Source organism: Erwinia sp. JUb26 (assembly GCF_003751505.1).
Lineage (GTDB): Bacteria > Pseudomonadota > Gammaproteobacteria > Enterobacterales > Enterobacteriaceae > Erwinia.
In genome coordinates, this window is record NZ_RJVB01000005.1 from 434,107 (window position 1) to 446,646 (window position 12,540).

General features: G+C 56.6%; 11 protein-coding genes. 8 read left to right on the forward strand and 3 right to left on the reverse strand.

Features of this window, described 5'->3' with window-relative positions:
- Window positions 1-252 precede the first annotated feature (252 nt).
- Window positions 253-2,121: a low affinity potassium transporter Kup gene (gene kup, locus EC836_RS15545; RefSeq protein ID WP_123334673.1), complete on the forward strand. Its 1,869-nt coding sequence runs from the start codon at window positions 253-255 to the stop codon at window positions 2,119-2,121.
- Window positions 2,122-2,152: 31 nt separating this feature from the next.
- Here the strand turns inward: kup and qseC are convergent, their stop codons facing one another.
- Entirely contained in the window at window positions 2,153-3,499 is a 1,347-nt protein-coding gene (gene qseC, locus EC836_RS15550) for a quorum sensing histidine kinase QseC (RefSeq protein ID WP_123334675.1), read from the reverse strand.
- The gene (gene qseB, locus EC836_RS15555) at window positions 3,496-4,155 is read right to left on the reverse strand and encodes a quorum sensing response regulator transcription factor QseB (RefSeq protein WP_123334677.1); all 660 of its coding nucleotides are present in this window, start codon (window positions 4,153-4,155) and stop codon (window positions 3,496-3,498) included. The genes qseC and qseB overlap by 4 nt, the downstream gene beginning before the upstream one ends.
- Before the next feature lie 220 nt (window positions 4,156-4,375).
- On the opposite strand from qseB, the gene EC836_RS15560 reads away from it, so the two are divergent.
- The 7 genes from EC836_RS15560 to rbsR all read left to right on the forward strand — a co-directional run bounded on the left by EC836_RS15560 (window position 4,376) and on the right by rbsR (window position 10,854).
- Window positions 4,376-4,774 carry a YgiW/YdeI family stress tolerance OB fold protein gene (locus tag EC836_RS15560; protein WP_123334724.1) on the forward strand — a complete coding sequence of 133 codons (399 nt, stop codon included), beginning with the start codon at window positions 4,376-4,378 and terminating at the stop codon, window positions 4,772-4,774.
- A gap of 279 nt (window positions 4,775-5,053) precedes the next feature.
- A complete protein-coding gene (rbsD, locus tag EC836_RS15565) occupies window positions 5,054-5,473 on the forward strand; it encodes a D-ribose pyranase (protein WP_105595272.1) in 420 nt (139 codons plus the stop codon).
- Between the two features lie 7 nt (window positions 5,474-5,480).
- A complete protein-coding gene (rbsA, locus tag EC836_RS15570; protein ID WP_123334679.1) occupies window positions 5,481-6,986 on the forward strand; it encodes a ribose ABC transporter ATP-binding protein RbsA in 1,506 nt (501 codons plus the stop codon).
- Between the two features lie 2 nt (window positions 6,987-6,988).
- The gene (gene rbsC, locus EC836_RS15575; RefSeq protein WP_123334681.1) at window positions 6,989-7,957 is read left to right on the forward strand and encodes a ribose ABC transporter permease; all 969 of its coding nucleotides are present in this window, start codon (window positions 6,989-6,991) and stop codon (window positions 7,955-7,957) included.
- A gap of 25 nt (window positions 7,958-7,982) precedes the next feature.
- Complete coding sequence (gene rbsB, locus EC836_RS15580; RefSeq protein WP_123334683.1) at window positions 7,983-8,858, forward strand: ribose ABC transporter substrate-binding protein RbsB; 876 nt, start codon at window positions 7,983-7,985, stop codon at window positions 8,856-8,858.
- Window positions 8,859-8,920: 62 nt separating this feature from the next.
- Window positions 8,921-9,850 (forward strand): ribokinase, encoded by a 930-nt coding sequence (rbsK, locus tag EC836_RS15585; protein WP_123334685.1) that lies wholly within the window; start codon window positions 8,921-8,923, stop codon window positions 9,848-9,850.
- Between the two features lie 2 nt (window positions 9,851-9,852).
- On the forward strand, window positions 9,853-10,854 hold the full coding sequence (gene rbsR, locus EC836_RS15590; protein WP_233599343.1) for a ribose operon transcriptional repressor RbsR: 1,002 nt from the start codon (window positions 9,853-9,855) through the stop codon (window positions 10,852-10,854).
- Here rbsR and mdtD read toward each other — a convergent pair.
- Window positions 10,851-12,251, reverse strand: coding sequence for a multidrug transporter subunit MdtD (mdtD, locus tag EC836_RS15595; RefSeq protein ID WP_123334687.1), 1,401 nt, complete (start codon window positions 12,249-12,251; stop codon window positions 10,851-10,853). The two genes, rbsR and mdtD, sit on opposite strands and share 4 nt — an antisense overlap.
- Window positions 12,252-12,540 lie beyond the last annotated feature (289 nt).

A 12,540-nucleotide genomic window follows, 5' to 3' on the forward strand; every position in this document is an offset into this window, starting at 1 on the left:
TTTCTACGGTCAGGCCAGCATCGTGGCTGGCGAGCGCAAACACTACTGACTATGATGCTTGAAAGAGTTGATAGCAGTCAGCTTTTTTATTATCAAAGGGTGACACTGGCCATTGAAGTTAGTTCCGATTGGGTGATATCCCGTCAATAAACAATAGGCATTCATGATGAATCATGCATACTGTGCGCTTTTTGATAGCCAGGTAAACTGTGCGCAATCCCGCGCTGGCCTGCTGCAACAAAAGATTAACCTATGAGCTCTGACAAAAAGCAGTCCCTTGGTGCCGTTACCCTTGCCGCAATCGGCGTGGTCTACGGTGATATCGGTACCAGCCCACTGTATACCCTGCGCGAATGTCTGTCGGGACAGTTCGGCTTTGGCGTAGAGCGCGATGCGGTATTCGGCTTCCTCTCCCTGATTTTCTGGCTGTTGATCCTGACGGTATCCCTCAAGTACATCACCTACGTGATGCGCGCGGATAACGCCGGTGAGGGCGGTATTCTGACGCTGATGTCGCTGGCCGGGCGTAATACCGGCGGGCGTGCTACTGCGATCCTGCTGATTATGGGCCTGATTGGCGGCAGCTTCTTCTATGGCGAAGTCGTCATCACTCCGGCGGTATCCGTGCTGTCGGCGATAGAGGGGCTCGAGATTGCCGCGCCGTCGCTCGACAGCTACATCGTTCCAATGGCCATCGCGGTGCTGACCCTGCTGTTTATCATTCAAAAGCACGGGACCGGCATCGTCGGTAAGCTGTTTGCGCCGGTCATGCTGGTGTGGTTCGTGGTGCTGGCCGTTCTGGGTGCGCGCAGCATCCTCAATAACCCGGACGTGCTGCAGGCGATGAACCCCTACTGGGCGGTTCACTTCTTTATTGAATATAAAACCGTATCGTTCTTTGCGCTGGGGGCCGTGGTACTGGCAATTACCGGGGTGGAAGCGCTGTATGCGGATATGGGCCACTTTGGCAAATTCCCTATCCGACTGGCGTGGTTTATCGTGGTTCTGCCGTCGCTGGTGCTGAACTATTTCGGCCAGGGCGCGCTGCTTTTGGCCCATCCTGAAGCCATCAAAAACCCATTTTTCCTGCTGGCACCTGACTGGGCGCTGATCCCGCTGCTGCTGCTGGCGACCCTGGCCACGGTTATCGCCTCTCAGGCGGTCATTTCCGGCGTGTTCTCGCTGACGCGCCAGGCTGTTCGTCTGGGCTATTTGCCGCCGATGCGTATTGTTTACACCTCAGAGCAGGAATCCGGCCAGATCTATATTCCGGTGATCAACTGGCTGCTGTTTGTTGCCGTGGTGATCGTAATTATCGGCTTTAAGCACTCCAGCAACCTCGCCGCGGCCTACGGTATTGCGGTGACCGGAACCATGGTGCTGACCGCGATTTTGTGTACAACGGTGGCGATCAAAAACTGGCACTGGAATCGCTATCTGGCACTGCTGATCCTCGTGGCGATGCTGTGTATTGATATTTCCCTGTTCTCCGCCAACCTGGTGAAGGTCTTCTCCGGTGGCTGGCTGCCGCTGGCGCTGGCGCTGGTGATGTTTGTGATTATGACTACCTGGAAAAGCGAACGCTTCAGACTGCTGCGCCGTATGCATGAGCACGGCAACTCGCTGGAGGCGATGATCGCCTCGCTGGAGAAATCGCCGCCGGTCAGGGTGCCGGGAACCGCGGTCTATATGTCACGCGCGCTGAACGTGATCCCTTTTGCCATGCTGCATAATCTCAAACATAACAAGGTGTTGCATGAGCGGGTGGTGCTGCTGACGCTGCGGACCGAAGACGCACCGTACGTGCATAATGTGAAACGCGTGACCATTGAGCAGCTTTCCCCAACTTTCTGGCGCGTGGTGGCCAGCTACGGCTGGCGTGAAACGCCTAACGTCGAGGAGATCTTCCACCGCTGTGGCCTGGAAGGGCTGAGCTGCCGGATGATGGAAACCTCGTTCTTTATGTCCCACGAGTCGCTGATTATCGGTAAACGACCGTGGTATCTGCGCCTGCGCGGTAAGCTGTTCCTGATGCTGCAAAAGAACGCCCTACGCGCGCCCGATCAGTTTGAAATCCCGCCTAACCGGGTGATTGAGCTGGGGACCCAGGTCGAAATCTGATGACCGGGCGCGGTCTGAATATGGCCGCGCCCTACAGCCACACCGTAACGCATAATCCACCCTCATCCCGATTCTTCAGCGTTACCCCCATGCCGTGCAGCCGGGCAATATGATGAACGATCGATAATCCCAGACCGCTGCCGGACTGCTGCTGGCCGGGAGGGCGATAAAAGCGTTCCCCGATGCGCGGCAGCAGATCCGCCGGGATACCCGGGCCGTTGTCACTCACCGTCAGGCTGTTTTCCGTTAGCGTCAGCGCCACTTGGCTGCCTTCTGGCGCATAGCGGATGGCATTATCCAGCAGATTTCGCACCATCAGGGCCAGCAGCAGCGGGTTTGCCTGCCGTCTGAGCGGGTGTTCCGGGGCGTCAAGGCTGAGTTCTATCCCTTTTTCCCGCGCACGTTCGTAATGATCGACCACCGCCTGCTGCAGCAGGGACTGCATTTCCAGCGGCTGCTTTTGCAGATCCTGGCCGTTATCGAGCCTTGAGAGCGTCAGTAGCTGATCCACCAGCCGGGTGGCGCGATCGATGCCGACATCCAGATTACCCAGCGCGTGGCCGAGCGCCGCGGTGTCGTCGTGAGCCAGCTGTGCCACTTCGGCCTGCACCTTCAGCGCCGCCAGCGGGCTGCGCAGTTCATGGGCGGCATCGGAGGTGAAGCGCCGTTCGCGCAGCAGCATGGCACCTATGCGGGCAAACAGCTGATTAAGCTCGTCCAGCAGTGGCCGGACTTCCTGTGGGACGCGTTCTGCCACCAGCGGCGCGGCGTCATCCGCCGCTCGCTGGCGCAGCTGTCGCGCGATGTGCTTAAGCGGTTTCAGTTCGTGGCTGACCAGCCACAGCATCAGCAGCAGCATCACCGGCAGCGCCAGCAGCCACGGGGTGAGGCTGGCCCGCACCAGATCGCGGGTCATATCATCGCGGTATTCCCACTCCTGACCCACCGCGACGATATAGCGGCCGTCCGCCGTGGTCAGCCACAGTACCCGCCACATATCGTCATCATCTTTCAACCGGCCGTCGGTGAACCCGTCGCGATGATAATGAAACACGAAATCTTTGCCGTTATCGCCATCGTTGAGCAGCATTCTTCCTTCGCGGTTGAAGATGGCGAAGGCCAGCGCGTCATCTTCCTGATCGCCACGGTGATGATGCAGCAGCTTTTTGGTTTTCGGCAGGGTGAGGGGATCGGCGCTGAGTCGTTCGGGATTGATTGCCGCCAGCCGTTTGGCAAACAGCATCTGCTGGGTATCGAACAGCTGATTGATGTTGTGCCGCGTTTGCCACCAGCCGCCTACTGCGGCCGCTCCCCAGCACAGAATGCTCAGCAGCAGAAAACCGATCGTCAGCCGCAGCCGCAGGCTTCTGTTTTTCATAGCGCCCCCAGCGTGTAGCCCACGCCGTGAACGGTTCGGATAAATTCACTGCCCAGCTTTCTGCGCAGGTGGTGGATATGCACCTCTACCGCATTGCTTGAGACGTCTTCATTCCAGCCGTAGAGCTTCTCTTCCAGCCGGGCACGGGTCAACACCCGGCCAGGATTGAGCAGAAACAGCTCCAGCAGCGCCAGCTCGCGCGCTTTCAGCTCCAGCGGTTTACCGTCCAGGGTAACGCTGTGGGAAGCCGGTTCCATAATCACCGCGCCGTGCTGCAGGGTGGGCTGCAGCTGGCCGTGACGTCGGCGGATCAGCGCCTGCAACCGTGCCGCTACTTCAGCGAGCGCAAAAGGCTTGCACAGATAGTCGTCTGCGCCCTGCTGCAGGCCTTCGACCCGCTGCTCAAGGGCATCGCGGGCGGTCAGGATCAGCACCGGCTCATCGCGGCCCTGCTGGCGCCACTGGCGCAGGATCGCCATGCCGTCGATCCCCGGCAGGCTGAGGTCCAGGACGACGGCGTCATAGGGGGCCGCGCCGAGGGCCAGCAAACCGTCATTGCCCTCGGTAAACCAGTCAACGCTAAACCCCAGCTTGCCCAGCCCGGCTTTTATCCCGTCGCCAATCAGGCGGTCGTCTTCAATCAGTAAAATTCTCATCGGCTTATCCTTTGCTGTTAGCGGTTTTATACGAAATGAGGATGCCGCCTGTACAGGGACAATCGGCGAAATTGCCAGAATTTACACAGTAAACAGAAATAAACTCATCAGCCGGCGTTCCTTAAGATCCTGTTAAGAAGCGTTTGTTTTAATCACCCTCAGAGTCTATCCGGCAGTGGAAAACTGCCTCCGTTCAGGAAGAAAGGTGATAAAGATGAATATGAAGAAAACAGCTGCATTACTGGCGATTACCGCCCTGGTTTCTACCCCGGTTCTGGCCGTACAGGGAGGTGGCTTTGTTGACCCGAACGCGCCGACATCGGTGGTACATCACGGAGGATTTAACGGCCCGAATGGCACGGTAGCCACCGTGAAGCAGGCACAGGATATGAGCGACGATGCCTGGGTAACGATGCGCGGCAATATCGAGAAACGCATCGGTGATGAAGACTATCTGTTTCGCGATGCTACCGGCACGATGACGGTAGAGATTGACCATAAGCGCTGGCAGGGCCAGACCGTTGGTCCGAAAGACACTGTAGAACTTCAGGGCAAGCTGGATAAAGACTTCAACTCCCTGGAACTGGATGTGAAGCAGATCAAAAAACTCGGCCAGTAAGGCCCGGTTTGAGGCAGCGCGAGCGATAAACTCCTCTTCCAGCATCAAGCGGATACCGCCGTTCGCTGGAAGATTATCTCGCGCTGCCCCTGTTTGCCGCTCCAGATTTCAACAACTTCCACACCCCTCTCCGGTAGCCTCCCGCGCGCGACAATTTCATCCCTTTGCAACGACAGCGAAACGTTTCGATGGCGATCACATTTTCACGATCTGACGATTGTTTTCCCCTGGCCGTTGCTTAAACTGCAATCAGCGAAACGTTTCGCTCTGGAGTGAAAGATGAAAAAAGGCACCTTACTGAATTCTGATATTTCGTCCGTGGTTTCCCGTTTGGGACATACTGATAGCCTGACCATCGGCGATGCCGGCCTGCCTGTTCCGCACGGCCCGCAGCGTATCGATCTCGCGCTGACTCACGGTATTCCCAGTTTTTTGCAGGTAACCAAAACGGTGACTGAAGAAATGCAGGTTGAGAGTGCCATCCTTGCGGAAGAGATTTTGCAGCATAACCCGCAGCTCCATAGCGAACTGATCGCCCTGCTTGAATCCTTGCAACAACACCAGGGAAACACCATCAGTATCAGCTATATCAGTCACGAACAGTTCAAACAACAAACACAACGTAGTAAGGCTGTTATTCGCAGCGGGGAGTGCTCCCCGTATGCGAATATCATCCTTAACGCTGGCGTGACCTTCTGAGGCCGTTATGCAACCTTTACTGCAGCTGAAAGGCATTGAGAAATCCTTCCCCGGCGTGAAAGCGCTGTCGGGGGCCGCACTTGCCGTTTACCCGGGGCGCGTCATGGCGCTGGTGGGGGAAAACGGTGCCGGTAAATCCACCATGATGAAAGTCCTGACCGGGATCTACGCTCGCGACGCCGGTAGCTTTGAATGGTTGGGTAAAGAAACGACGTTCAACGGGCCGAAGGCATCGCAGGAAGCCGGGATAGGCATTATCCATCAGGAACTTAACCTGATCCCGCAGTTGAGCATTGCGGAGAATATTTTCCTCGGTCGCGAGTTCGTGAACCGCTTTGGCCGCATTCAGTGGAAGGCGATGCACGAGAAGGCGGATGCGTTACTGAAACGTCTGAATCTGCGCTTCAGCAGCCACAAACTGGTGGGCGACCTGTCGATCGGCGACCAGCAGATGGTTGAGATTGCCAAAGTGCTGAGCTATGAATCCAAAGTCATCGTCATGGATGAGCCAACGGATGCCCTGACCGATACCGAAACCGCCTCGCTGTTCCGCGTGATCAACGAGCTGAAGGCGCAGGGCTGCGGCATTGTGTACATCTCCCACCGCATGAAAGAGATTTTCGAAGTGTGCGATGACGTGACCATTTTCCGCGACGGTCAGTTTATTGCCGAGCGTGAGGTGAATACGCTGAGCGAAGAGTCGCTGATCGAAATGATGGTGGGCCGCAAGCTGGAAGAGCAGTATCCGCGGCTGGATAAAGCGCCGGGTGATATTCGTCTGAAGGTGGAAAACCTCAGCGGGTCGGGCGTTGATGCTGTCAGCTTTACCCTGCGCAAAGGGGAGATCCTCGGCGTGGCAGGCCTGATGGGGGCGGGGCGTACTGAATTAATGAAGGTGCTGTACGGCGCACTGCCGCGTTCAGCCGGTACGGTGACGCTGGATGGCAAAACCGTTGTGTCGCGTTCGCCAGAAGAAGGGCTGCTCAACGGCATCGTCTATATCTCTGAGGACCGCAAGCGCGATGGTCTGGTGTTAGGGATGTCGGTAAAAGAGAACATGTCGCTGACCGCCCTTAAGTATTTCAGCCATACCGGCGGTCGCCTGAAGCACGCTGAAGAGCAACTGGCCGTCGGCGACTTTATCAAGCTATTTAACGTTAAAACCCCCTCAATGAACCAGCCGATCGGCCTGCTTTCCGGCGGGAATCAGCAGAAAGTGGCTATCGCACGCGGCCTGATGACCCGGCCTAAAGTGCTGATCCTTGATGAACCAACGCGCGGCGTGGACGTTGGCGCGAAGAAAGAGATTTATCAGCTGATTAACCAGTTTAAAGAAGAGGGGCTGAGCATCATCCTGGTCTCTTCTGAAATGCCGGAAGTGCTGGGCATGAGCGACCGCGTGCTGGTGATGCACGAAGGGCGCCTGAGCGGTGACTTCCCGATTGAACAAGCCTCGCAGGAAATTCTGATGGCGGCGGCGGTAGGCAAACAATACAGCGCGGAGCTGGCATAACTATGAGTACGCAAACAATCCCTTCACGCCGCCTGATCAGTAAGGCGTGGCTGCTTGAACAGAAATCGCTGATTGCGCTGGTGGTACTGATCGCCATTGTCTCCAGCATGAGCCCGAACTTCTTCACCGTGGCTAATCTGTTCAATATTCTGCAACAGACCTCGGTTAACGCCATTATGGCCGTGGGGATGACGCTGGTTATTCTGACCTCGGGCATCGATCTCTCCGTCGGTTCGCTGCTGGCGCTGACCGGTGCCGTGGCGGCATCGATCGTCGGACTGGAAGTCAATGCGCTGGTGGCGGTCGTCGCCTCGCTGGCACTGGGCGCCTTAATCGGCGGTATTACCGGTACGATTGTCGCGAAAGGTAAGGTTCAGGCCTTTATTGCCACGCTGGTGATGATGCTGCTGCTGCGCGGGGTGACCATGGTGTACACCAACGGCAGCCCGGTGAATACCGGTTTCAGCGACAATGCGGACCTGTTTGGCTGGTTCGGTATTGGTCGCCCGCTGGGGATCCCAACGCCGGTATGGCTGATGGCGATTGTCTTCTTCGCCGCCTGGTACATGCTGCATCACACTCGCCTGGGTCGCTATATCTATGCGCTGGGCGGTAACGAATCGGCGACTCGCCTTTCAGGCATCAGCGTGAATCGGGTAAAAATCACCGTTTATGCGCTGTGCGGTATGCTGGCCGCGCTGGCCGGCACCATTGAAGTGGCGCGCCTTTCTTCCGCGCAGCCAACGGCGGGAACCGGCTATGAGCTGGATGCGATTGCGGCTGTTGTGCTCGGCGGCACCAGCCTTGCCGGGGGCAAAGGTCGAATTATGGGAACCCTGATCGGTGCGCTGATCCTCGGTTTCCTTAACAACGGGCTGAACCTGCTCGGTGTTTCTTCTTACTACCAAATGATCGTCAAAGCTGTAGTGATTTTACTGGCGGTGCTGGTAGACAACAAAAGCAGTAAATAACTGATTACCCTACAGGATTAAAAACATGAAAAAATTGACTGCACTGGCTTTACTGTTAGGCGCGACCCTGAGCACCAATGCGCTGGCAAAAGACACTATCGCGCTGGTGGTATCCACGCTGAACAATCCCTTCTTTGTCTCGCTGAAAGATGGGGCACAGAAAGAAGCCGATAAGCTGGGTTATAACCTGGTGGTGCTGGATTCACAGAACAACCCGGCGAAAGAGCTGGCGAACGTGCAGGACCTGACCGTTCGCGGCACCAAGGTTATGCTAATTAACCCAACCGATTCTGATGCGGTAGGCAACGCGGTGAAAATGGCTAACCAGGCCAACATCCCGGTGATCACGCTTGACCGCGTCGCCACGCAGGGCAAGGTGGTTAGCCATATCGCCTCTGACAACCGTGCTGGTGGTAAGCAGGCCGGTGAGTTCATCGCTCAGAAGCTGGGTGACGGCGCAAAAATTATCGAACTGCAGGGGATTGCCGGTACGTCCGCCGCGCGTGAGCGTGGTGAAGGCTTCAAACAGGCTGCCGATGCGCATAAATTCAATATCCTCGCCAGCCAGCCGGCCGACTTCGATCGCACCAAGGGCCTGAACGTGATGCAGAACCTGCTGACCGCGCATCCTGATGTGCAGGCGGTGTTTGCCCAGAATGATGAAATGGCGCTGGGTGCATTACGCGCATTGCAAACTGCCGGTAAATCTGGTGTGGTGGTTGTGGGCTTCGACGGCACGCCTGATGGGGTGAAGGCTGTTGAAGGCGGCAAACTGGCCGCGACCGTGGCTCAGTTGCCGGAGCAGATTGGTTCTATCGGCGTCGAGACGGCTGATAAAGTGCTGAAAGGGCAGAAAGTCGACGCGGTAAATCCGGTAGACCTGAAACTGGTCACCAAATAAATCAAAGAAAAGCATGGCACGCGCCACCTTCGGGTGGCGCACTTATCTGGACGATTCCCCATATGAAAAATACCGGCAAACTGGCTGTCCTTGGCAGCATCAATGCAGATCACATTCTTAACCTGGCGCATTTTCCTCGCCCGGGTGAAACGGTGATCGGAAAGCAGTATCAGGTCGCGTTTGGTGGGAAAGGGGCAAACCAGGCCGTTGCTGCCGGACGTAGCGGCGCGGATATCGCCTTTATTGCCTGCGTGGGCCAGGACGATATTGGCGATCGCATTCGCAAACAGTTGTCGGCCGACCGTATTGATGTCGCTCCGGTCGCTGCCGTTGAGGGTGAGTCTACCGGCGTGGCATTGATTTTTGTGAACGGCGAAGGTGAAAACACTATAGGGATTTATGCCGGTGCGAATGCGGCACTGACGCCCGAGCGCGTGGCCCAGCATCAGCAGGTGATTGCCGATGCCGATGCGCTGTTAATGCAGCTTGAGTCCCCGCTGGACAGCGTGCTGGCCGCCGCGCGTATTGCCCACCAGAATCAGACCCGGGTGATATTGAACCCGGCCCCGGCAACGGCGCTTTCCGATGAACTGCTGTCGCTGGTGGATATGATTACCCCTAACGAAACCGAAGCGCAGATCCTGACCGGCGTGGCCGTAAAGACCGATGAGGATGCCGCGAAGGCTGCCGCCGTACTGCATGCCAAAGGGATTGATTCGGTACTGATCACCCTCGGTAGCCGCGGCGTATGGCTGAGCGAGCAGGGCAACGGCCAGCGTATTCCGGGATTCCGCGTTGAGGCGGTGGATACCATTGCAGCCGGAGATACCTTTAACGGTGCGCTGATAACCGCACTGCTGGAGAAAAAGCCGATGCCCGAGTCGGTGCGCTTTGCCCATGCCGCCGCGGCGATTGCCGTGACGCGTCATGGCGCGCAGCCTTCCGTACCCTGGCGTGAAGAGATCGACAGCTTCTTGCTATCGCAGGAGTAAACGTGGCCACTATGAAAGATGTCGCCCGGCTTGCGGGCGTCTCAACCTCTACCGTCTCCCACGTCATTAATAACAATCGCTTCGTCAGTGAAGTGATTCGAGAGAAGGTGACTTCGGCAATCCGCGAGCTGAACTATGCGCCGTCGGCGCTGGCCCGCAGTCTGAAACTGAATCAGACCCGCACCATCGGCATGTTGCTGACCGCCAGTAGTAACCCGTTCTACGCGGAAGTGGTACGAGGCGTTGAACGTAGCTGTTACGAGCGCGGATACAGCCTGATTCTGTGTAATACCGAGGGGGATAAGGACCGCATGGATCGGAGCCTGGAAACGCTGCTGCAAAAGCGTGTTGATGGTCTGCTGATCATGTGTACCGAAAGCCATCTGCCTTCTGCTGAGATCCTTGGTCGCTATCCTTCTATACCTTCGGTGATGATGGACTGGGCACCGTTTGAAGGCGGCAGCGACATCATTCAGGATAACTCGTTGCTGGGCGGCGAAATGGCCACTCAGCATCTGATTTCCCGTGGCTATACCCGTATTGCCTGTATTGCCGGTCCTCAGGATAAGACGCCGGCTCGCCTGCGCCTTGAAGGCTATCAGCGCGCGATGGCCACGGCGGAACTGCCGATCCTGCCCGGGTATCTTGTTGACGGTGATTTTGAGTTTGAAGGTGGCTTCAATGCCATGCAGCAGCTGTTAACGCTGGAACCGCGACCACAGGCGGTGTTTACCAGTAATGATGCCATGGCCGTTGGCGTTTATCAGGCGCTTTACCAGGCCGGGATGACCATTCCACAGGATATGGCGGTGATGGGATACGATGATATTGAACTGGCGCGCTATATGACCCCGCCACTGAGTACCATCCATCAACCGAAAGATGAGTTGGGTGAACTGGCGATCGATACGCTGTTACATCGGCTAAGCAGCCCCGGAGCCAGCCAGCAGCTGCTGGTATTGACCCCGGAGTTAATTGCGCGCGCGTCGGTGGGTGAACGCTAAGCTTTCTTCTTTTTATCTCGGTCGCTAATCAGGTTGCGGCCGTCCCCGGGTTTCAACAGCAGGAACACCAGCGCGGAAATCACCGTAATGACCCCCATGGTCAGGAAGGTGGCGTGGAAGTGCTGGAAAGTCGTGCCATCGAAGTTTTCATAAAAGCGCAGTACCGCCGCGCTGACAGCGACACCAAACCCAATCGCCAGCTGTTGCGTTACCGCCAGCATGCTGTTGCCGCTGCTGGCATTGGCATCGGTTAAATCAGCGAGGGTGATGGTGTTCATCGCCGTAAACTGGGTGGACATCGCCATCCCTAGAATGAACAGCGGGATTAACATCGCCAGTACGCCCCAGCTTTCTGACTGCAGGGAAAATGACGCGATCAGCACGCCAATAATCACGCTAATACCGACCAATGTTTTGCGGTAGCCAAACCAGCGCAGCACTCTAGTCACCAGCGATTTGGCCAGAATCGATCCCAGCGCCGTCGGGGCCATCATGCATCCGGCAATCAGTGCGGTATAGCCGAAGCCCACCTGTAACATCAGCGGCATCAGAAACGGAATACAGCCAGTGCCCAGTCGGGAGGCGATGTTGCCAATAATGCCGACGGAGAAGGTGCGGGTTTTAAACATCGGTAGCGGCAGCAGCGGCGAAGGGTGGCGACGGGCATGCACTATATATAGAAGAAGAAGGAGAATTCCCCCGACCAGCACGCTCAGCGCGATAAGGCTGGAGACTACTCGTTCACCAAACAGCTCGATACCGCTCGATATCCCAACCAGCCCAAGCCCGAATAGCAGGAAGCCCAGCAGGTCGAACCGTCGTTTCGGCGTGGTGAAATCCGGCATGTATTTTCGCGCATAGAAAATACCGAGGATCCCAATCGGGATATTGATGAGAAATATCCAGTGCCAGGTCGCCCATGTCACCAGTACCCCGCCCAGCAGAGGGCCAAGTACCGGACCAATCAGGCCGGGCATGGTGACAAAGTTGAGCACCGGCAACAGCTCGCTGCGCGGATAGGCTCGCAGCAGGGCAAGTCGCGCAACGGGCATCATCATCGCGCCGCCGACGCCCTGTATCACGCGAGAGATCACCAGCATGCCCAGCGAGTTCGATAGCGCACAGGCCAGGGAACCAAAAGAGAAGAGGAAAACGGCAACGATAAACACTTTACGTGTGCCGAAGCGATCGGCCAGCCAGCCGCTGACGGGGATCAGCATGGCAACGGTTAAGGTGTAGCTGATAACGGCTGACTGCATCGCCAGCGGTGAACGGTTCAGGCTATGGGCGATAGCGGGCAGAGCGGTGTTGAGAATAGTGGCATCAAGCGCCTGCATAAAGAACGCCATGGCGGCGATCCACGGAAGTCCGGCCATACTGCGCGCGGATTTTATCATTGGTCGTCCTTTTTATTTTCGGAGGCCAGCAGAAATCTGCCTGCGGTGCAGCAAGAATAGCATCTCATTTATCAATTCTGTGATGGGCACCTGCTGTTTTCTGGTTATATCTGGGGGATTATTGAACGCTTGTTGTATTCTTTTTATTCACTTGGTTAAAAATAAGACGTTTGGTAATTTATTTGCAATAAAAACTTGTCAGCCGTCAGAAAATCCCTATACTGCGCCTCCACTGACACGGAACAACGGCTTACAGGCCAGCGTGTTAGAGGTTCAGGAAGTTCTCTGA

Coding starts and splice junctions, on each gene's coding strand:
- qseB (WP_123334677.1), bottom strand. CDS start 4,155: ATGAGAATTTTACTGATTGAAGACGACCGCCTGATTGGCGACGGGATA.
- qseC (WP_123334675.1), bottom strand. CDS start 3,499: ATGAAAAACAGAAGCCTGCGGCTGCGGCTGACGATCGGTTTTCTGCTG.
- rbsK (WP_123334685.1), top strand. CDS start 8,921: ATGAAAAATACCGGCAAACTGGCTGTCCTTGGCAGCATCAATGCAGAT.
- rbsA (WP_123334679.1), top strand. CDS start 5,481: ATGCAACCTTTACTGCAGCTGAAAGGCATTGAGAAATCCTTCCCCGGC.
- rbsD (WP_105595272.1), top strand. CDS start 5,054: ATGAAAAAAGGCACCTTACTGAATTCTGATATTTCGTCCGTGGTTTCC.
- rbsB (WP_123334683.1), top strand. CDS start 7,983: ATGAAAAAATTGACTGCACTGGCTTTACTGTTAGGCGCGACCCTGAGC.
- mdtD (WP_123334687.1), bottom strand. CDS start 12,251: ATGATAAAATCCGCGCGCAGTATGGCCGGACTTCCGTGGATCGCCGCC.
- EC836_RS15560 (WP_123334724.1), top strand. CDS start 4,376: ATGAAGAAAACAGCTGCATTACTGGCGATTACCGCCCTGGTTTCTACC.
- rbsC (WP_123334681.1), top strand. CDS start 6,989: ATGAGTACGCAAACAATCCCTTCACGCCGCCTGATCAGTAAGGCGTGG.
- kup (WP_123334673.1), top strand. CDS start 253: ATGAGCTCTGACAAAAAGCAGTCCCTTGGTGCCGTTACCCTTGCCGCA.